At 59.6% G+C, this 19,702-nt stretch carries 16 protein-coding genes; 10 read left to right on the top strand and 6 right to left on the bottom strand.

Translation table 11 applies throughout. From position 1 onward, the window contains the following. Positions 1-101 precede the first annotated feature (101 nt). The 7 genes from IC235_RS20520 to IC235_RS20490 all read left to right on the top strand — a co-directional run bounded on the left by IC235_RS20520 (position 102) and on the right by IC235_RS20490 (position 7,041). Positions 102-1,226 carry an AAA family ATPase gene (locus IC235_RS20520; RefSeq protein WP_191007085.1) on the top strand — a complete coding sequence of 375 codons (1,125 nt, stop codon included), beginning with the start codon at positions 102-104 and terminating at the stop codon, positions 1,224-1,226. Further along, complete coding sequence (locus IC235_RS20515; RefSeq protein ID WP_191007084.1) at positions 1,223-1,822, top strand: hypothetical protein; 600 nt, start codon at positions 1,223-1,225, stop codon at positions 1,820-1,822. The genes IC235_RS20520 and IC235_RS20515 overlap by 4 nt, the downstream gene beginning before the upstream one ends. A gap of 124 nt (positions 1,823-1,946) precedes the next feature. After that, positions 1,947-2,393: an SRPBCC family protein gene (locus IC235_RS20510; protein ID WP_191007083.1), complete on the top strand. Its 447-nt coding sequence runs from the start codon at positions 1,947-1,949 to the stop codon at positions 2,391-2,393. Between the two features lie 195 nt (positions 2,394-2,588). Further along, entirely contained in the window at positions 2,589-3,788 is a 1,200-nt protein-coding gene (locus IC235_RS20505; protein ID WP_191007082.1) for a class I SAM-dependent rRNA methyltransferase, read from the top strand. Between the two features lie 136 nt (positions 3,789-3,924). Then, the gene (gene crtD / locus IC235_RS20500) at positions 3,925-5,436 is read left to right on the top strand and encodes a 1-hydroxycarotenoid 3,4-desaturase CrtD (RefSeq protein WP_317173621.1); all 1,512 of its coding nucleotides are present in this window, start codon (positions 3,925-3,927) and stop codon (positions 5,434-5,436) included. A 108-nt stretch (positions 5,437-5,544) separates the two neighbouring features. After that, entirely contained in the window at positions 5,545-6,207 is a 663-nt protein-coding gene (locus tag IC235_RS20495; protein WP_191007081.1) for a carotenoid biosynthesis protein, read from the top strand. A 339-nt stretch (positions 6,208-6,546) separates the two neighbouring features. Continuing rightward, complete coding sequence (locus IC235_RS20490) at positions 6,547-7,041, top strand: YciE/YciF ferroxidase family protein (RefSeq protein ID WP_191007080.1); 495 nt, start codon at positions 6,547-6,549, stop codon at positions 7,039-7,041. Between the two features lie 102 nt (positions 7,042-7,143). Here IC235_RS20490 and IC235_RS20485 read toward each other — a convergent pair whose 3' ends face one another. Together IC235_RS20485 and IC235_RS20480 are read right to left on the bottom strand one after the other, a co-directional pair. Next, positions 7,144-7,380: a hypothetical protein gene (locus IC235_RS20485; protein WP_191007079.1), complete on the bottom strand. Its 237-nt coding sequence runs from the start codon at positions 7,378-7,380 to the stop codon at positions 7,144-7,146. A gap of 48 nt (positions 7,381-7,428) precedes the next feature. Next, complete coding sequence (locus tag IC235_RS20480) at positions 7,429-7,788, bottom strand: STAS domain-containing protein (protein ID WP_191007078.1); 360 nt, start codon at positions 7,786-7,788, stop codon at positions 7,429-7,431. Between the two features lie 332 nt (positions 7,789-8,120). On the opposite strand from IC235_RS20480, the gene IC235_RS20475 reads away from it, so the two are divergent. Beyond that, the gene (locus IC235_RS20475; protein WP_191007077.1) at positions 8,121-9,836 is read left to right on the top strand and encodes a M28 family metallopeptidase; all 1,716 of its coding nucleotides are present in this window, start codon (positions 8,121-8,123) and stop codon (positions 9,834-9,836) included. Positions 9,837-9,999: 163 nt separating this feature from the next. On the opposite strand, the gene IC235_RS20470 is transcribed toward IC235_RS20475, so the two are convergent. Further along, positions 10,000-10,431, bottom strand: a complete 432-nt coding sequence (locus tag IC235_RS20470) for a hypothetical protein (protein WP_191007076.1) — start codon at positions 10,429-10,431, stop codon at positions 10,000-10,002. 244 nt (positions 10,432-10,675) lie between these two features. On the opposite strand from IC235_RS20470, the gene IC235_RS20465 reads away from it, so the two are divergent. Continuing rightward, positions 10,676-12,310, top strand: a complete 1,635-nt coding sequence (locus tag IC235_RS20465) for an NADP-dependent glyceraldehyde-3-phosphate dehydrogenase (RefSeq protein ID WP_191007075.1) — start codon at positions 10,676-10,678, stop codon at positions 12,308-12,310. 96 nt (positions 12,311-12,406) lie between these two features. Continuing rightward, the gene (locus IC235_RS20460; protein ID WP_191007074.1) at positions 12,407-14,455 is read left to right on the top strand and encodes a M13 family metallopeptidase; all 2,049 of its coding nucleotides are present in this window, start codon (positions 12,407-12,409) and stop codon (positions 14,453-14,455) included. 61 nt (positions 14,456-14,516) lie between these two features. Here the strand turns inward: IC235_RS20460 and IC235_RS20455 are convergent, their stop codons facing one another. From IC235_RS20455 to IC235_RS20445, 3 genes are all read right to left on the bottom strand, one after another. Then, a complete protein-coding gene (locus tag IC235_RS20455) occupies positions 14,517-16,373 on the bottom strand; it encodes an ATP-binding protein (protein WP_191007073.1) in 1,857 nt (618 codons plus the stop codon). A 683-nt stretch (positions 16,374-17,056) separates the two neighbouring features. Continuing rightward, on the bottom strand, positions 17,057-17,935 hold the full coding sequence (gene tatC / locus IC235_RS20450) for a twin-arginine translocase subunit TatC (protein ID WP_317173620.1): 879 nt from the start codon (positions 17,933-17,935) through the stop codon (positions 17,057-17,059). Between the two features lie 134 nt (positions 17,936-18,069). Then, on the bottom strand, positions 18,070-19,362 hold the full coding sequence (locus tag IC235_RS20445) for a serine hydroxymethyltransferase (RefSeq protein WP_191007072.1): 1,293 nt from the start codon (positions 19,360-19,362) through the stop codon (positions 18,070-18,072). Between the last annotated feature and the right edge of the window lie 340 nt (positions 19,363-19,702).

Here is a 19,702-nt window from a genome sequence, read left to right as displayed (position 1 = left end):
GGTAGCGATGCACCTTGGCGTAGTGCGTGTTGCTTGAGCATCGTTCAATGAGCCAGCGCTAGAATGCGGCGCTACCCGTTCTCCCTACATACCTTCGCCTTATGCTTACGTCCCTCCGCATTCAGAATTTCCGCAGCATCCGCGACGCCTCGGTAAAGCTGGGGCAAGTCAATCTGTTTATCGGCCCTAATAATTCGGGGAAGTCGAATTTTTTGAAGGGGATAGAGTTTGCGTCTAATCGGATTGCCGCTTATCCTGTTGAGCAGGAATTATCCGTTGAATGGTACGAGCAAAACCTGCCTAGAGCAGCTAAACCAGACTATTTTACTCCACTGATATGGATTCAACTGCTTGAACAAGTATCAGATGAGGAGTTTTGTGAGGTTAACTATTCTGTTCAGGGCCAATACCACATTAGTAAAAAGGAGGTAATAACTGAGTTAAAAGCAGCATTTGTAAATACATTTCTTAACTCTAGCAAAGCACTGGACCTAAGTACTGCCAAGCCTGATTTCAAGGCTTTTCCTTCCGTATTCTACCGCCTCTGGGAGAGATTAAGGAATGCTGTTGTCTATAAAATTGAGCCGGCCTTATTTAAGGTGAGTGATCCTCTTTCTAACCAACCCTTTCTTGACGCAAGGGGAGCAAATATTGCTAACTTCCTCAATACACTTAGTCAGAATGATGATGCTCGATTCGGTCAACTGAAGAAAGACTTTGCTGAATGTGTAGGTAATCTTGTATCGGTTTCTACCCCGCCAGACCCTGTTTTCTCAGGAAATCTAAAAATTAAGTTTTTTGATTCTGAACGCAATTCCTATTGGGCCGAAGAAGTCTCCGAAGGCGTCCTCTATTTTCTCGCCCTTCTGTGCATCGTGCACCAGCCCAACCCGCCAAAGCTACTGCTGCTAGAGGAGCCCGAGAAAGGCATCCATCCCCGCCGCATTAAGGAGGTGATGGACTTTATCTTCGAACTAGCACGGTTGCGTGACATTCAGATTATCCTCACTTCACACAGTCCGTATGTGGTGGATCATTTCGCCGATATTCCCGAATGTATTTCGGTATTCGACCGCGAGCAGGGCGAAACGGTTATTCACAACGCAGGCGACCTCATCAACGAGACTAACGAGCGGCTAGTAGCGGAAGGCAAAAAGCCCATTCGCTATATCGATTCTCTGGGCGAACATTGGGTGTCGGGCTTTTTAGGAGGGGTACCCGCATGAGTATCTTACGCTACGGGTTTTTTGGAGAAGATGACGCACAACGGTTGTTTTTACATCACTACTTGGTTGCCGTAACGGCCAACTCGCCGTGGCGCTTTGAATACGACGCTGATTTTGCTCGCCGTTATAAGGCAGTTAACAAACACCAGGTTGATGCCCAGTTTGATGAGGTTTGTGCAATAGGGTTGTCACAATACCGACAGCATTGTTTTTTCATAGGGCGCGACTTGGACGACTACGACGTCACCGCTTTTCAACAAAAACAAGCCGAGATGCAGCGGCGCCTGCGGGAGCACGATGCTCAGGCTATGTTATCGATACCTGTACAATGCATAGAGCACTGGTTATGGTACCTGAAGAGGCGGTTGGATCACCCCAAGTCCACCAAAAATGAAAGCTTTGAAACTCAACCCCGACCCGAAGCTAAACTTGCTGTCTACAATACCAAGAAATGCTCTACCAAGCATTCCAATCCTATCGTAGAGCATCTCGCCGCCGGAATGGATATCGAATGGCTCGCCAGCCGCTCCACTAGTTTCCAGGCTTTTCATACCCAAGTCAGCGCCTATCTCAACGGCCTTTTCCCAGTCGCCTGAAGGTCTCACCTCTGCCCTAGCCCACATTTCATCAACGTCACCCCTTTCCTTTTCGGACTCGCGCTCCGACCACCGTGGTCTAGCCTTCGAAATAGGCCTTGCTGCCTCTTTCTCTCGTCGATCTATGCACTTCATCCTCCGCACCGCCGTGGTCCAGCCGCCAGCCCAGGTCATGGCCGGCTTCACCCGGGCGCTTTTCGAAGCCCTGGCGCCGCCCTTTCCCCGGCTGCGGGTGCTGCGCTTCGACGGCTGCCGCACCGGCGACCACGTCGACATCGAGCTTAACCTGCTGGTAAAGCGTTTGCGCTGGACCGCCCTGATTGTGGACGACGGCCAACTGCCGGACGGTACCTTGTTCTTCGTCGACGAAGGCCAGCAGTTGCCGCCGCCGCTGCGCTACTGGCGGCACCGCCACCTGATTGAGCCGGGGCCCAACGGCTCGAGCGTGGTGATCGACAGCCTGGAGTACCGCACGGCCTCGCCGCTGCTTGATGTGCTACTGTATCCGGCTATGTGGGCGCAGTTCGCGTGGCGCCGGCCCATTTACCGGCGGTGGTTTGGCAAAGCGTAATTACATGTCAGGCACTATTCTCACGTCGGGGCGCTGGTAGGGGGTGAGCGGTACCGACACGGCCGAAAAACTGATTTCTGGTACAGCGCCCGCGCCGGAGTGAGCCGCGAGTTGGAAAGTAGCCCTACCTGGTGGCACTCGCGGCAAGAAAGCCGGACAAAGTTCGTGAAAGTGGCGCCGTACCTTTGCCGGCCTATGCTGAATCCCGTCGTCATCGTCCTCAAAAATGGAAAAGACCACTCCCTGCGCCGCCGCCACCCGTGGGTGTTCTCGGGTGCCATTGCCCGCGTGAAGGGCGACCCTCAAGAAGGCGACCCCGTACGCGTGGAGGCCAGCGACGGGGAGCTGCTGGGGGTAGGGCACTTTTCCGGGGGCGGCTCCATTGCCGTGCGAATGCTGGATTTTGGCCCGCAAGCCGCCCTGCCCACGCCCGAATTCTGGGAGAAGAAGCTGAGCGAGGCCTACCAGCTGCGTCAGCGCCTGGGCCTCACGGGTACGGCCGATACCAACGTGTTCCGCCTGGTGCATGCCGAGGGCGACGGCCTGCCCGGCCTCATCGTCGACGTATACGGCGACGTAGCCGTGGTGCAGGCCCATAGCGTGGGCATGTACCGGGCCCGCCCGGCCATTACGGCGGCCCTGCAAGCCGTGTTCGGCCCGAAGCTGCGGGCCATCTACGACAAGAGCGCCGAGACCGTGCCCGGCAACGCCGCGCCTGACGCCCAAAACGGGTATTTGCTGGGCGAAAGCACCGGCACCGAGCACCTCGTACACGAGAATGGCCACCAGTTTGCCGTGGATTGGGAGACCGGCCAGAAGACCGGCTTCTTCATCGACCAGCGCGACAACCGCGCCCTGCTGGCTCGTTACTCGCCCGGTCGGCGCGTGCTCAACACCTTCTGCTACACGGGGGGCTTCTCGGTGTACGCCCTCGCCGCCGGGGCCGAGCTGGTGCATTCCGTCGATTCCAGTAAAAAGGCTATTGCCCTTACCGAACGCAACGCCAAGCTCTCGCGGCACGCCGACCGCCACGCCGCCTACCCCGACGACGTGCTGGGCTTTCTCAAAAACCACTCGGCTCAGTACGATTTGCTGGTGCTCGACCCCCCTGCTTTCGCTAAGCACATGGGCGCCCGCCACGCCGCCCTGATGGGCTACAAGCGGCTGAACGCGGCCGGCATTGCCCACCTCGCCCCAGGAGGGCTGTTGTTCACCTTCAGCTGCTCGCAGGTGGTGAGCCCAGAGCTGTTTGAGGGCGCCGTGCTGGCCGCGGCCATCGAGGCCGGGCGGCCCGCCCGCATTCTGCACCGCCTCACCCAGCCTGCCGACCATCCGGTAAGCTTATTTCACCCGGAGGGTGCGTACCTGAAGGGGCTGGTGCTGGCGGTGGAATAGGCCGGTAGATGGGGGAAAAAGCTGTTCGGTCCGTACCTGACGGTGTTTTGCTCCTGCGCCGCTAACCGAACAGCTTTTCCTGCGCCAGAACCTCAGTACCAGCGGGGCTGTTGCTTCCGAAATCAATTTGTACTCTGTGAAGCAAATCAAAGGCCGACGGGCAGCCGTCGTATCTGCTAAACAACCCGTGGCCATTATCGGCGCGGGCGTGGCCGGGCTGGCCACGGCGGTGCGTCTGGCAGTGGCGGGGCACGCCGTAACTGTGTTCGAGGCCAGCGGCACGTTTGGGGGCAAGATGCACCAGTTCAGCCTGCCGGGTGGGTACCGGTTCGACGCCGGACCCTCGCTGTTCACGCTGCCGCAACTGGTGGACGATATTTTTCGGCTCGCCCACCGCGAGCCGGCCGATTACTTTCGCTACGAGCGCCTGGACCCCATCACCAACTACTTTTTTGCGGATGGCACCCGGCTCCGGTCGTGGGCCGATCCGCAGCGCTTCGCGGCCGAGGTAGAAGCCACGCTGGGTACTCCGGCGGCGGCGGTTACCCGGTTCCTGGCCCGCAGCGGCCGGAACTACGAAGCCACGGCGGGCACGTTCTTGCACAAGTCGTTGCACAAGGCCGGCACCTACCTCAGCACCGAAACCCTGAAAGCCGTGGCCGCCGTGCCCGGCCTGGGCCTGCTGGGCACCATGCACCAGCGCCACGAAAAGGCCTTTGCCGACCCGCGCTTGGTGCAGCTGTTCGACCGCTACGCCACTTATAATGGCTCGGACCCCTACCAGGCGCCCGCTACCCTGAGCATGATTCCGCACCTGGAGCACGGCATCGGCGCGTTTTACCCAGAAGGCGGCATTTACGCCATTGCCAGCAGCCTGGCCCGGTTGGCGGAGGAATTTGGGGTGACGTTCCGGTACCACGAGCCGGTCGAGGAAATCATTACCGCCGGCCGCCGCGTCACGGGCGTGCGCACCGCGCTCGACGTGTACGACTTTGGCCGGGTAGTGAGCAACATGGACGTCGTGCCCACCTACCGCCGCCTGCTGCCCCGTCAGCCCGCACCCGAGCGCACCCTCCGCCAACCCCGCTCGTCCTCGGCCCTGATTTTTTACTGGGGCATCACCCGCGCGTTTCCGGAGCTGGACCTGCACAACATCTTCTTCTCCGCAGACTACCAACGGGAGTTTCAAGCTATCTTCCAGGAACAAACCGTGGCCGACGACGTGACGGTATACGTCAACGTTACTTCTAAAAAAACGCCGACCGACGCGCCAACCGGCCACGAAAACTGGTTTGTGATGGTGAACGTACCCCACGACCAAGGCCAGGACTGGGAGGCGCTGACGGCCCAAACGCGTCGGTCGGTGCTCGGCAAGTTAACCGCCGCGTTGGGGACCGACATCGAGCCCTTAATTGCGGCCGAGAAAGTCTGGACGCCCCCTGGCATCGCGGCCGACACTTCGTCGTTTGGCGGAGCGCTCTACGGCAGCTCCTCGAATAACGCGCTGGCGGCGTTCTTGCGGCATCCTAATTTTTCGGGCCAGCTGGAGGGGCTGTACTTTTGCGGCGGCTCGGTGCATCCGGGCGGCGGCATTCCGCTGTGCCTGCTGTCGGCCAAAATAGTTTCGTCTTTAATCAATGAAGAGTGACCCGCTCTGCCTAGATAAGGAGTGATGCAAGGCCGCGTTTTCCGTCGGGAAGACTTGCTTTTCCGTTTCACCCCCTCACGCTACATTCTTCGACCCACATTATTCCATATGGTTGACTATACTGAGCCGCTCCCGGCCGCGAAAATCCGTCGGCTGCGCGTAGCCCAGGGCCTCGTGCTGCTGTTTCACATCACGGGCTTTGTGGGGTTGGCCTTCTCGAAAAACCCGGAGTTTTACCTGCGGTTCACGCCGCTTACCTTGCTGCTCACGGCCGCGCTGCTGTTCGCTTTCGAGCGGGAGCAAGGTGTTAACTTCTGGGGGTTTTGCTTCTCGGTGAGCTTGCTCGGCTTTGCCGCCGAAGTGATTGGGGTACTCACCGGCCGGTTCTTCGGGCACTACTCCTACGGCCAGACGCTGGGCTACCAGGTGTCCGGCGTGCCCCTGGCTATTGGCCTCAACTGGTTGGTGCTGACGTATGTGTGCGGACATCTGGCCCGCTACCTGCCCCTCTCCGAACTGCCCCGCACCATCCTGGCGGCCCTGCTGATGGTCGGCTTCGACTTGTGCATAGAGCCCGTGGCCAGCCAGTACCACTTCTGGCACTGGACCGCCGACGTTATCCCCCTGCAAAACTTCCGCGACTGGTTTATCTTTTCCTGCGTGCTGCAAATGTTGTTTAGCCGGGCGCATTTCACCAGAGTCAACCCGTTGGTGCCGCTGGTCTACCTCACGCAGCTGCTGTTTTTCTTCCTGCTGGGCACCCTTTCATAGAGAGTCGTCAGGCCTCGGGCTTGGAGCTGGTCGTAGCCACTTGGTTATCCATTGCCAGGGGAGGCTACCCTTAGGATTTCGAAAAAATACGTATTTTTTGAGTCCGTATTTTTCGCTTTGCATTACTGATAACCGAATGATTTTTGCAACAGTATGCTGATTATCAACGCATAGAAATTAGATAAGTACCAGGGTGAAAGGATAGGGAAGGTCTGGGGGTGGAACCAGTGCTCGTCGCCATGGCAGCGGCTAAGACGTAGAGTACCCAGCCGGGCGGCGGTGTTTTAGGCCTGCCGCCACGGGTGCAAACACTCTCTCCACACCTTATCTCTTCTTATTATGTTTGACAAACTAGAAACCCTCGACGACCTGTTCGAGATGCAGCTTAAGGACCTGTATAGCGCCGAGAACCAGTTGGTTAAAGCCCTGCCCATGATGGCTGAAAAAGCGAAGGACGGCCGCCTGCGGGCGGGCTTCGAGCGGCACTTACGCGAAACCGAGCAGCAGATAGAGCGCCTGGCCCGCATCGGCAAGGCGCTGGACCTCGACCTTGATGGCCATACCTGCAAAGCCATGGCCGGGCTGGTTGCCGAAGGCCAGGAAACCATGTCGGAACGCGCTACCGACGAAGTAATGGATGCCGCTTTGATTGCCGCTTCGCAGCGCATCGAACACTACGAAATTGCGGGTTACGGCACCGCCGCCCACTACGCCGAGCGCCTGGGCCATGACCAGGCTGCCGACCTGCTTCGCAAGACCCTGGAAGAAGAGCAGCTCACGGACACGAAGCTGAACGAGCTGGCTAAGAACTACCTCAATGCCAAAGCGTTGTAGCTAGCTTCTCCTAAAAAGGAGTCCCGGCAACCGGCAAAGAACTTGCGGGTTGTCGGGACTCCTTTTTTTTTCGGGGACGGTCGGGCAGGGCTGACGATTGAGTTATGTCCGTCCGGGCGACTGGGCCAAGTGGTCGACAATACGGCCAATGGCTTGGCCCAAACTTATTTCGCCGTTGACGTAGTGCTGCAAGTGGGTAAGGATGGGGCCCTCGAGTGGCCGGTTGTGGGTGATTAGAAACTCAACGGCGCAATTCGCCACGTGCTCGCGGCGGGCCCAGAGCAAGCATTGTTCGGAGTTGAGGCCGGGAGGTAGGGACGTAAAGTAGGAAGAAGGCATGATCAATACGCGAGAATTGTTGGACAACCGCAAGCGGGAGAAGCTGGCTTATTCGGCTGGGCCCGTTGGCGGGGCAGTGCCGTCGAGAGGGTACGTCGGGCCCGCGCTAGCATTCGTTTGGGTTTGGTGGAAGGCTTGGCGGAGCGACTGCGCCAGGTGCTCAGACACGCGGCACAGCACCAACTGACCCCGCTGCTGGTGTAGGCGGTGGTGACAGGCCTGCAATAACTGGGCCGTCAGGCTCGAAACCGCATCGAGCAAACGACAATTAACCCAAACTACGGGTTTGCCACTCCCACAGGCTCGGCCCAGGTGATGAGCCAGCTCCACTACCGACGGGCTGGCCGGGTCGGGGGCTAAAACGAGCAGGTAGCCCTCTGGTAAAGCTTCGTGATGAACAACCAGCATAGAGCGGTAGCTTGAACCTTGAACGCTGAGGATACAAATTTCGGCAGGGCTGCCCGGCCCTGCTTGCGGGTTACTACGGGTTGCGAGCCGGGCTTTTACGGAGATTTTGCTACGTGAAGACCGAATTACTGGTTTGCGCTGGGCCATTGGAGGGCACCGCCGGGCTGGGCTGACGAGCGAATTGGAGAAGGCCAGAAAGTTGCGGAAAGCGGAATGGTAAGCCGGAGATTTGTGCCTTACATTCGCGGCAACTGTCCCGACCCTGGGTTGCAGGTTGCCACTGAGCGTGTTGCTTGGGGCTGCGGCCAGCGAATAACCTAACTTTTTACTTCATGCGCTTATCAACGTTGCGTGGCGGGCTGGTACCGGTCACCGCCGCCCTACTACTAGCCGGTTGCCAGGGCAAATCGTCGTCGACAACGGCAGCCGACGACAAAACAGAAGCTGCCCCCACCGACACGGCCAGCGTGGCCGCCCCCGCCGATGGCATCACGGCCGCCCTCATCGGCCAGCACATCAAGGTGCTGGCGTCGGACGAGTTTCAGGGCCGGCGGCCGTTTACCGCGGGCGAGGAAAAAGCCACCAGCTACCTGGCCGCGGAATTCAAAAAGCTCGGCCTCAAGCCCGGCCCTAATGGCACCTATTTTCAGCCGGTGCCGCTGGTGGAAATAGCTGGAGCCCCCGACTCTACGGCCACAATTGCCGGCAAGAGTCAAAGCCTGACCTTGAAGTACCGCACCGACTACATGGTGCTCACCGAGCAGGAAAAACCCACGGTGGCCATCCGAAATTCGCCCCTGGTGTTTGCCGGCTACGGCGTGGTGGCTCCTGAGTATAAGTGGGATGATTACGCCGGACTCGACTGCAAGGGCAAAACCGTGGTGGTGCTGATAAACGACCCCGGCAATGCCGGCAACGACACCACCATGTTCAAAGGCAAGGCCATGACGTACTATGGCCGCTGGGGTTATAAGTACGAGGAGGCGGCCCGCCATGGTGCCACCGGCATCCTTATCATCCACGACACCAAGCCCGCCTCTTACCCCTGGACGGTGGTGCAAAGCAGCAACGGCGGCGCCAAGCTGCACCCCCAAACGCCCGACCACGGCGCCAGCAAAGTCGCCTTGGAAGGCTGGCTGACCCTTGACGCCGCCAAGCGGCTGTTTGGGGCTGCCGGCCAAAGCTACGAGGAGGCTTACGCCGCCGCCAACAAGCAGGGCTTTCGCGCCCGCCCCTTGGGCCTGAACTTCAGCACTACGCTGCACAATAAAATCACGCGTAAGACCTCTAAAAATGTGGTGGCCGTGGTGCCCGGCACCACCCGGCCCAATGAGTACATCCTCTACTCGGCGCACTGGGACCACCTCGGCATCGGCCCGGCCATCAATGGCGACTCGATTTATAACGGCGCGCTCGACAACGCCAGCGGCTGTGCCGGCCTGCTGGCCATTGCCAATGGCTTCGTGCACGCTAAAGAGAAGCCCGCTCGCAGCATCGTCTTCCTGGCCGTAACCGGCGAAGAGCAGGGCTTGCTAGGCTCCGCGTACTACGCCGAACACCCCCTGTTCTCAGTGCCCAACACCGTGGCCGACATTAATATGGACGAGTTGCTAGCCTTTGGCCCCATGCGCGACGTGACCATCACCGGCTACGGCCAGTCAGAGCTCGACGACTACGCCCGCGCTGCCGCCAAGGAACAAAATCGCTACGTCATCGCCTATCAGCATCCCGAAACGGGTGGCTTCTACCGCTCCGACCATTTCAGTTTCGCCAAAGTCGGCATTCCGGCCTTGTACGCCAGCGGACAGTTTGAAAGCCGCCTCCACGGCAAAGAGTTCGCGGAGAAACAACGTAAGGACTTCGAAGACAAGGCTTACCACCAGCCCGCCGACCAGTACGACCCCCAGTGGGACCTGCGTGGGGCCGAGCAGGACGCCCGCTTATTGTTTCGGGTGGGCCAGCGCCTAGCCAGCGAAACCACTTTCCCGCAGTGGAAAGAAAGCTCGGAGTTCCGGGCGGTCCGTGAGAAAAGCCGGCCCGCGCAGTAAACCAGCAGGGTGAGGAAGCTGAGCCAATCAGCTTAGCTAGCGGTACCCTTGCCGTAAGGCAGCTGCCAGCGCCGCGGGACCTCTAGTGCCCCTTCGTTGCCGGAACTGGGGGCGTTAGCGAAATAATCAGAGCAGTGCCCGGTCCTGTGCCTTGATTATTTCGCTAGCGCCCCAGTATCCAGCCTAGCAGGACGAGCCGCGCTGTCCAGGCTAAGGTGCGCAGCCAGTTGGTGCGGACGAGGCCATCGATGGCAATGTAGTCGTATCCTTGAGCCAGGCGGTTATGAAAAGGTACGGAGATGAAAAAGGTGGCGGCCCAAATCAGTAAAACCAGTACCAGGCTCCACCAGCCGACTCCGCTGGGCAGAGCGGCTCGTCCCGCCCACGCCAGCCAGAGGGCCAGCCCTAGCTCGACCACCATTGGCACCAGCACTACCTGGCTCATGCGGCGGGTGTGGGCCGCGTGAAAGGCCGCCCAGGCCTCTTTGGGCACCAGGCCAAAGCCGGGGTAATGCACCACTTGCACCGTCCAAATAAGACCGGTGAGGTAGGCGGCAGTGGCGAAGTTGAGCAGGAGCAGCAGGCGGAGTGGCATAATGAAAAGCTAGAGCATTTTTCGCATAGGAGAAAGGAAGTAAAAATCTACTGGTCAGTTTTTTTAATCCCTGTAAAACGGTGCCCTGACTGGAGAACCGCTCTAATTATCGCCTTAACATACGGCTTCTGCGTGCGTCGCTCGCCTACGCTCCCGCAAACCCTGCTGCTGGCGGCCGGCGTAAGCACATTTTCGTAGCCAGGTACTTGTTCGTACGTTCGCGCTGCACAATCAGAATCCTGCTATGCCCATCACTACCACCAGCCTCACCGAACTGTTCCCGCCCGACGAGGCCGCTATTCCCGCCGCCTGGCGCCGGCCCGAACCCTTGCACCAGCGCGAGTACCTGCTCGATGGCGAGCTGCGCCAGTGGGCCGGCCCCACCCAGGAAGTGCTCTCACCCATTCAGTTGCGTCAGCCCGACGGGAGCCTGCTGCCCATCGTCATCGGATCTTACCCGCTGCTCGACGAGGCCGAAAGCCTCCGGGCCCTCGAGGCCGCCGTCCGCGCCTACGACCACGGCCGCGGCGAGTGGCCCACCCGAAGCGTAGGCGAGCGCATTGCGGCCGTAGAGCACTTTACCCGGCTCATTGTGGCCCGCAAAAAGGAAATCGTGCAACTGCTGCTCTGGGAAATCGGGAAGTCGGCGGCCGATTCGGAGAAAGAGTTCGACCGGACCATCGACTACATCCGCAACACGATTGACGCCCTCAAGGAAATGGACCGGGATTCGTCGCGGTTCATCATCGAAGAAGGCATCATTGGCCAGATTCGGCGCTCGCCCTTGGGGGTAGTGCTCTGCATGGGGCCTTTCAACTACCCACTGAACGAAACGTTCTGCATGCTCATTCCGGCTTTGATTATGGGTAACGCGGTGCTCTTTAAGCCGCCGAAACACGGTACCCTGCTGCACTACCCGCTGCTGCAAGCCTTCACCGAGGCGTTTCCCAAGGGCGTGGTGAACACCGTGTACGGCCGCGGCAACACGATTGTGCCGGCCCTCATGGCGTCGGGTAAGATCAACGTGCTGGGCCTCATCGGCAGCAGCCGGGTGGCCGACTCGCTCAAGAAGCTGCACCCCAAGTCTAACCGGCTGCGCGCCATTCTTGGGCTCGATGCCAAGAACGTAGCCATCGTGCTGCCCGACGCCGACCTGGAGGTGGCAGTTAAAGAATCGTTGCTGGGGGCCCTGAGCTTCAACGGCCAGCGCTGCACCGCCCTCAAGCTGTTTTTCGTGCACGAGGCCATTGCCGAAGAGTTTGTACAGCAGCTCGGCGCGGAAATCAACCAGCTCCGGCCCGGCATGCCTTGGGATGAGCAAGTAAACATCACCCCGCTGCCCGAGCCTCAAAAGCCCGGCTACCTGGCCGAGTGCCTCGCCGATGCCCAGGCGCAAGGAGCCCGCATCGTGAACGAAGGCGGGGGCACGGCCGCCGGCCCGCTGGTCTACCCTGCCTTAGTATACCCCGTGCGGGCCGGCATGAAGCTCTGGCGCGAAGAGCAGTTTGGCCCGGTGGTGCCGGTCGCTTCCTTCGCCCACGTCGACGAAGCTATTCAGTATATCATCGATTCTGACCACGGCCAGCAGGTGAGCATCTTCGGCCGCGACTCGTGCGAAGTAGCTCACTTGGTCGACCAGCTCGTGAACCAGGTGAGCCGCGTCAACATCAATGCCCAGTGCCAGCGCGGGCCCGACACCTTCCCCTTCACCGGCCGCAAAGATTCGGCCGAGGGCACCCTGTCGGTACACGATGCCCTGCGCTCGTTCAGCATCCGCACGGTGGTAGCGACCAAGCAAACCGAGGCCAACAAGCGCATCCTGAATGAAATCGTGAACGAGCAGGCCAGCAGCTTTTTAAGCACTCGGTTTATCCTATAGGGTTGAGCGGGTTGGCACGGAACTCACCGAGGGAATCCCCATTTGCAACTTCGGGAGAACTTTGACATCTATAGCGGGATCCAACAATTTCCCCGCATGAGAAAAAACCTGCTTCTGTTGCCTCTGCTGACTGTCCTTATCACCGGCTGTCCATCGAACTCCCTGAAAACGGCCAGCGCGGATAACCAGCCGGACTTGCTGCACGCCGCCCTGGACACCACCGTGGCGCCCGGCGACGACTTCTTTCAGTACGCCAATGGTACCTGGCTCAAGGACCACCCCATCCCGGCTTCGGAGAGCAGTTGGGGCATTAGCAACGAGGTACAAAAGGATATTTACGCCCGCCTGCGCCAAACGAGCATGGAGGCCGCGGCGGCCAACGCCCCGGCCGGCAGCAATCAACAGAAAATCGGGGATTTCTGGGCCGTAGGCATCGACTCGGTGAAGGCCAACCAGCTCGGAGCGGCGCCCATCAAGCCGGAGCTGGCTCGCATCGCGGCCATGAAAACGGTGGCTGAGGTACCGGGAGTCATCGCCCACGAAATTCCGCTGGGCGTGGATGCCCTCCTTGGCCTGGCGGTGATGCAAGACGCTAAAAATAGCGACAAGATGGCGGTGTATTTGTGGCAAGCGGGCCTGGGCCTGCCCGACCGTGACTACTACTTCAACGCCGACTCGCGCACCAAAAACATCCGGCGGGAGTACCTCCGGCACGTGGCTACTACGCTGCGGCTACTGGGCCAGGATTCGACCCTGGCGCGGACCAACGCCGCCCGGGTAATGGCCCTGGAAACGGTCCTGGCTAAATCTTCCCGCAAGCTCGAAGCTTTGCGCGACCCCTACGCCAACTACCACAAAATGACCATCGCGCAGCTCAATAAGCTAACGCCCGGCGTCGACTGGAATACCTGGCTGCGCCAGCTGGAGTTCACCCATCCGGACACGGTCATCGTGGGCCAGCCGGAATTCTATCAAACCGTCGGCCAAGTACTCCGCACCACGCCGCTGGACGATTGGAAGGCCTATCTCACCTGGAAGGTAGCCCGCGCCTTTGCCTCAGACCTCAGCCAGCCGTTTCAGGATGAGTACTTTCGTTTCTACGGCACGGTGCTGAACGGCGCTACGGCCATGCGGCCCCGCTGGAAGCGGGTGCTGGCCAAGCAGGAAGATGCGCTGGGGGATGCATTGGGCCAGCTTTTTGTGAAAGAGTACTTCAAACCCGAAACGAAGGCCCGTTACGACACCCTGGTGAAAAACGTGGTAGCGGCCTTTGCCGAGCACATTCAGCGAGTGGATTGGATGAGCGCGCCTACCAAAGTAGCCGCGCTGGATAAGCTCCGCAAAATCACTCTTAAAGTGGGCTACCCCAACAAGTGGAAGGACTACTCAGCCCTGAAAATCGACCGCAGCTCTCTAGCTGAAAACGTGATGCGCGCCAACCAATGGGGGTACCGCTACGAGCTGGATAAGCTCGGCAAGCCCGTCGACCGCACCGAATGGGAGATGACGCCGCAGACCTACAACGCCTACTACAGTTCCGCGAACAATGAAATCGTGCTGCCCGCCGCGGCCTTCGCCGTGCCTGGGCTGGCCGACGCCGCTGCCGACGACGCCCTGGTGTACGGCTACGCCGGCGCCAGCACCATTGGCCACGAGCTCACCCACGGCTTCGACGATGAAGGCAGCCAGTACGACGCTCATGGCAACCTGCACGAGTGGTGGAGCAAGGAGGACCGCCGGCGCTTCAACGAGCGTGTGAATGGCATCGTGAAGCAGTTCAACGGCTACACGCTGCTCGACAGTCTGCACATCAACGGCAAGGCTACTGCCGGCGAAAACACCGCCGACCTGGGCGGCATCGTCATTGGGCTCGATGCGTTCAAAAAGACCCGGCAGTACAAGGAGGGCAAGAAGATCAACGGCCTGACGCCTACGCAGCGCTACTTCCTGGGCTACGCGCTGGGCTGGCAGATGCACATGCGCAACGAGCGCCTGGCCACGCAACTGCTCACCGACGTTCACTCGCCAGCCCAATACCGCGTGAATGGTCCGGTGGCCAACGTGCCGGCTTTCTACGAAGCCTTCGGCATCAAACCCGGCCAAAAACTGTACCGGCCCGACTCGGCCCGGGTGGTAATCTGGTAGGGCGGCGGTGAAATGGCCCGCTCTCCTGCTTGTACGAAGGCAGCGGGCCATTTTGCTGTCCTTACGCATTCATCAAACCACTACTTACTTTATGACACTGTACGGCTGGTAAGCTCACGGTTACGTTGGTGCCCGCGCCGGGGCGGCTCTGAATAACCAGGGTACCACCGTGTCGGTGCACGAAAGCGCGGCACAGAACCAGCCCCAACCCTAAGCCAGTCGCGTGGGATGAGTCCATGGTTTCGGGCAGGGCCGGGCCGTTCATGAGCGAGGTAACGGTGGCGGTGCTCATGCCTGGCCCGGTATCGGTGCAGCTCAGCAGCACCATGCGGCAGTCATCCGGGTCGGGGGCGGCTTCCAGGTGCACGTGGCCTCCGGCTGACATGAATTTCAGGGAATTGCCCACCAGGTTGCGCAGAATGGTGCGGGTCATGTTGCGGTCGGCCATCAAAAGCAGGTCGGGGGGAGCCGCGATGGTGAATTGCTGTCGGCTGGCGGCGGCGGTGGTTTGGTACAGGGCCTGGCATTCCGCAAACAGCTCCGCCACCAGCAAGGGCGCGGGGCGGCAATCCAACTCGCCCGTCTGGCTTACGGCCCAGTTCAATACGTTGTCAAGCAAATGGTTGAGGCTGTCGGCGGCTTGTCCGACCAGCTGCGGCAACTGGGCCAGGCTGGCGCGGTCGTTGTCGGCGATGTAGGAGTTAATCAGGCTGGTAACCCCGGCGAAGGCCGTGACGGGGCCGCGTAGGTCGTGCGCCACAATGGCGTAGAGCTTGTCCTTGAACACTGCCACGCTACGTAATTCAGAGGAAGCTTTTTCCAGGGCCGCGTTGTTGGCGGCCAGGGCGGCCCGGTTACGGCGCAGGTTGCGGTAGAGGCACGCTGAAATCAGCAAGCCGATGGTGAGTACCGCTACGGCGCCGCCCAACAAGTGGCTGTGCCACACCTGCTCCTCGTGCTGCCGGGTGAGCTGGCGCAGGCGGCGGGCGCGTTCCTGGGCTTCGAAGCTAACCTGGGCCGCCGCCAGGGCCCGCATGGTTTGGCGGCTGTTCAGCGAATCGTTCAGCGCCACGTAGCGTTGGTTCCACTCGTAAGCCTTTAGGTAATTACCTTCTTTGGCGGCCTCGGCCGACAAGAGGCGGTACGCGTCCAGCACCTGCTCGAGGTCGTTGCTTTGGCGCGCCAGCTTGAGGGCTTCCCGGGTGGCGGCGGCGGCCCGCTCCGGCTCATAGGCCTGGCTGTAATACTTAGCGAATAAAATCAGCTGGCGAGCCTGGTTGCGCCCGGCCCGCTGGCGCCGGCTAATGGCCAGGGCCTGGGTAAGCAGCCGCTTGACCCGCCCCAGGTTTCCGACTTGCAGGTGGTAGGTGGCCAGGCTGGAAAGATAGTTCGACTGCGCTGCCGAGTCGCCTTCGAGCCGCGCCAGGCCCAGGGCCAGCGAGTCGAAATGCAGCGCTTGCCCGTATTGCTGGCGAGCGAAGGAAAGGTTGCCCATGTTTCCTAACAGCACCATGCGGGTACGGGGAGCGACGCTGGCGCCAGCCTGCGTGGTTAGTTGCAGAGCCCGTCGGTAGTGCTGCCAGGCCAAGGCCGAATCCTGCCGCTCGTGGTAGATGCGGCCCTGCAGCGTATAGAGGCGAGCCAGGGCGTTGGTGTTGCGTAAGCTACGGGCCAGGATTTCCGCCTCCGACAGCAGGGTCAGGGCATCGGGCCCATTCGAAAGGTTGGCGTAGCAGTTGGCCAGGATCAGAAGGCTGCGCAACAGGCCCGGGGTCTGCACAGGAGTGGGCAGGCCCCGGGCCAGGGCCACCGCAGCCTCGCCGTAGGGCGCGGCGCGGTCCGGGTGCTCGTTGTGCAAGGCATAGCACATTTCATTGAGCAAGCGCAGGCGAGTAGTGTCCGGGATGTGGGTTGCCAATTTATGGCGAATAGCGTCGGTAACAGCAGGCGATGGCTGTGCCACTGCCTGCTGCGCGAGGGCGAGCAAAACACCACTGGCTAGCAGCCGCATTAGTAAAGAACAAAGCCGCGTCATCATTGACTACCTAGTGCTAGTCAAAGATATACACTGCGCAGTTAACATCGTGCTTTAATACTATTTTGAAGCAGATCAATTAAATGAACTAGCTAGTTGAATATTCCGTAAGAATTTAGTCTTTTCGCTCTTATTTGTCTATCTGACCTATAAAAAATCTGAAGTCTTTGCATACTAATTCTTATTTTATTGAAAAAAAATCAATCAGTAATGATGCGAGTTACTCAACCATTCCGCTGTGGTTCCAGAGTAAGTCAGATCGGCAGATTAACGGTCCAGCTCCGGATTTATTACAGTCCAGGTTCCCGGGCCCCTTGGCCGGCTGATACGCCTGGGAACATAGGTAAGCCGAGTTGCAGAATAGCCGCGTCACGGCGGGAGGTTGATAGTACTTCAACGAGGCCCGGTAGTTGAGAGCCGCGACGCGCCTATTCCGCAACTTGGGTTAGGTAGTTGCCTGAGCCGCAAGTAGGCGCATGCTACTAGAGCACCGGCCGCGCCTAGTGGACGTACCAGGCGGGAACCGAGCGTGTTTTATTTAGTCGAAAGCAGGGTTGAATAAGCACTTATCGCGTCAGCACGGCTCCGTCATTGCCGGATTGCCGGGCCAACTTGGCGTTGAGGCGGGCGGTATCACCGCGCCGTACCACGCGGGCAATGTGAATGCTCAGCTCATAGAGCAGCAGAACGGGAATGGTAACAATAATCTGGGCCGAGATGTCGGGCGGAGTAATCACCGCGGCTATAATCAGGATGACTACGATGGCGTGCTTGCGGTACATCTGCATGAGTTCGGGCGACACCAGTCCGGCTTTGGCCAGGAAGAACACAATCATGGGTAGCTCGAACACGAAGGCGCACGACAGGCTCATGGTAGTGAGCGTGCTCAGGTAGCTCTGCATGTCGATCTGGTTTTCGATAGTGGGGTCCACCACGTAGCCCGCCAGGAAGTTGATGCTCAAGGGCGCCGCGATGTAATAGCCGAACAGCAGGCCCACCATGAACAGTACCGACACGAAGAACACGGCGCCCCGGGAGTTCTCCCGCTCGTGGGGGTAGAGGCCGGGCTTGACGAAGCGCCAGAGCTCCCAGAACAGGTACGGAAAGGCAAGCACGATGCCTACCATAAACGAGGTGCTGATGTGCATGGTGAGCTGCCCGCTCATCTCGCGGTTCTGAATGACAAAGCCGATTTTGTTGATGCACAAGTCCGGCGCGTGCACCAGCTCGCCAAACTTGCAAAACATGCGGTACGTCCAGAAATCGGGTCGGGATGGGCCCAGAATCAGGTCGTGAAACAAGAAGTCTTTGGCGAAAAAAGCTCCGGTGGCAAACACCACTACCGAAATAGCAGCGCGAATAATATGCCACCGCAACGCCTCCAAGTGGTCGATGAAGGACATCTCATGCTGTTCGCCCAGCGGTTTGTTTGGTTGCGGTTGCACTACAGGTCGAGGTAAAGGAATGATGAGCGAAGGGCTGAAAAAGCGGAACAACCAAGTACGGGGTAATGGCCGGTTGGCGAGGAGACCAACGTTTTCATTCCCTTATTTTCTCCATCGGCCATTCCTTCCGGCGGCTACGCGAATAGCGGATAGTCCTGCAACCAGGTATTTACTCGCTGCCGGACTTGCCCGATGCGGGTTTCATTGTCGTGGTGGGTGAGGGTTTCGTCAATCAGCTCCACAATGCGAGCCATGTCGGCTTCGCCCAAGCCCCGGGTAGTTACGGCGGCCGAGCCAATGCGGATTCCACTGGTCACGAACGGCGACTTGTCGTCGAACGGCACCATGTTTTTGTTGATGGTGATGTCGGCCCGTACCAGGGTGTTCTCGGCCAGCTTGCCGCTGATGCCTTTTGAGCGCAGGTCTATCAGCATGAGGTGGTTGTCGGTGCCGCCCGAGATGATGTCGTAGCCTAAGCCCACGAAACCAGCCGCCAGGGCCTGGGCGTTGCGCGCCACCTGCTGGGTATAGGCTTTAAAGTCGTCGTTCAGCGCCTCCCCAAACGCCACGGCTTTGGCGGCAATGACGTGCTCGAGCGGTCCGCCCTGGGTGCCGGGAAACACCGCTCCATCGAGCACGGCCGACATGGGCCGGATTTCGCCCTTGGGCGTCTTCAGGCCGAACGGATTGTCAAAGTCCTGGCCCAGCATGATGAGGCCGCCGCGAGGGCCACGCAGGGTTTTGTGGGTGGTTGTGGTGACGATGTGGCAGTGCTCGAACGGCGAGTTCAGCAAGCCGGTAGCAATGAGCGCCGAAGGGTGTGAGATGTCGGCCAGCAGCAGGGCACCGACTTCGTCGGCGGCTTCGCGCAGGGCCGCGTAGTTCCAGTCGCGCGAGTAAGCCGAGGCCCCGCAGATAATCATTTTGGGCCGCTCGTGGCGCGCGATGTCTTTGATTTTCGACCAGTCGATGAGGCCCGTTTCGCGCTCCACCCCGTAAAAGCTGGGCTGGTAGAGCTTGCCGGAAAAGTTAACCGACGACCCGTGGGTAAGGTGGCCGCCGTGGCTTAGGTCGAAGCCCAGAATTTTGTCGCCGGGCCGCAGGCAGGCCAGCATTACGGCCGCATTGGCCTGGGCGCCGGAGTGGGGCTGCACGTTGGCCCAGGCCACCCCAAACAGCTCTTTCACCCGGTCAATAGCCAACTGTTCTACCTGATCTACAATTTCGCAGCCCCCATAGTAGCGCTTGCCGGGCAAGCCCTCGGCGTACTTATTGGTGAGGACCGAGCCTTGGGCGGCCATCACCTGTTCGGAAACGTAGTTTTCGGAGGCAATGAGTTCCAGGCCGTGCGTCTGGCGGGTTTTCTCCTGAGCAATGAGGTCGAAAACGGCGGTGTCGAGAAGGCGGGCGGGGGCGGCTGTTTGCATAAGCCCAAAGGTAACAATCAACGGGAGTTGATGGCTTAGCAGAATGATAAATCAGCGAACTATGAGCAGCCGAGTGGGCAGTTTCCGTCCTTGTTTAGTCATTAAAGGAAGGTTCCGGCCGTTCAACTTGCCGCTGCTTCGGCTCGGCTACTTCTGCCGCTATTTTCGTTAATTGCCCGCCCCATTAGTTTGGCTGCCGTATCCCCACCTACCGCCGCAGTCTTCCCCAGTTGCGGCTTGGTAACCAGAGTTTCTGATTGAATTTTACCAGAGCAGCCAACTATCGTTCCCTCCTTGGGCTGAGCGCCAGCATCAACTGCCCGCCGCGTAAGCGCACGGG

The organism is Hymenobacter montanus, from assembly GCF_014699115.1.
In the GTDB taxonomy this organism is placed as follows: Bacteria; Bacteroidota; Bacteroidia; order Cytophagales; family Hymenobacteraceae; genus Hymenobacter; species Hymenobacter montanus.
The sequence above is the reverse complement of the archived record's forward strand: the minus strand, read 5'-3'. Positions and strand labels throughout refer to the sequence as shown.

Excerpts from the sequence above, each read along its gene's own strand:
- IC235_RS20520 (WP_191007085.1), top strand. The coding sequence starts at position 102 with ATGCTTACGTCCCTCCGCATTCAGAATTTCCGCAGCATCCGCGACGCC.
- IC235_RS20515 (WP_191007084.1), top strand. The coding sequence starts at position 1,223 with ATGAGTATCTTACGCTACGGGTTTTTTGGAGAAGATGACGCACAACGG.
- IC235_RS20510 (WP_191007083.1), top strand. The coding sequence starts at position 1,947 with ATGCACTTCATCCTCCGCACCGCCGTGGTCCAGCCGCCAGCCCAGGTC.
- IC235_RS20505 (WP_191007082.1), top strand. The coding sequence starts at position 2,589 with ATGCTGAATCCCGTCGTCATCGTCCTCAAAAATGGAAAAGACCACTCC.
- IC235_RS20495 (WP_191007081.1), top strand. The coding sequence starts at position 5,545 with ATGGTTGACTATACTGAGCCGCTCCCGGCCGCGAAAATCCGTCGGCTG.
- IC235_RS20490 (WP_191007080.1), top strand. The coding sequence starts at position 6,547 with ATGTTTGACAAACTAGAAACCCTCGACGACCTGTTCGAGATGCAGCTT.
- IC235_RS20485 (WP_191007079.1), bottom strand. The coding sequence starts at position 7,380 with ATGCCTTCTTCCTACTTTACGTCCCTACCTCCCGGCCTCAACTCCGAA.
- IC235_RS20480 (WP_191007078.1), bottom strand. The coding sequence starts at position 7,788 with ATGCTGGTTGTTCATCACGAAGCTTTACCAGAGGGCTACCTGCTCGTT.
- IC235_RS20475 (WP_191007077.1), top strand. The coding sequence starts at position 8,121 with ATGCGCTTATCAACGTTGCGTGGCGGGCTGGTACCGGTCACCGCCGCC.
- IC235_RS20470 (WP_191007076.1), bottom strand. The coding sequence starts at position 10,431 with ATGCCACTCCGCCTGCTGCTCCTGCTCAACTTCGCCACTGCCGCCTAC.
- IC235_RS20465 (WP_191007075.1), top strand. The coding sequence starts at position 10,676 with ATGCCCATCACTACCACCAGCCTCACCGAACTGTTCCCGCCCGACGAG.
- IC235_RS20460 (WP_191007074.1), top strand. The coding sequence starts at position 12,407 with ATGAGAAAAAACCTGCTTCTGTTGCCTCTGCTGACTGTCCTTATCACC.
- IC235_RS20445 (WP_191007072.1), bottom strand. The coding sequence starts at position 19,362 with ATGCAAACAGCCGCCCCCGCCCGCCTTCTCGACACCGCCGTTTTCGAC.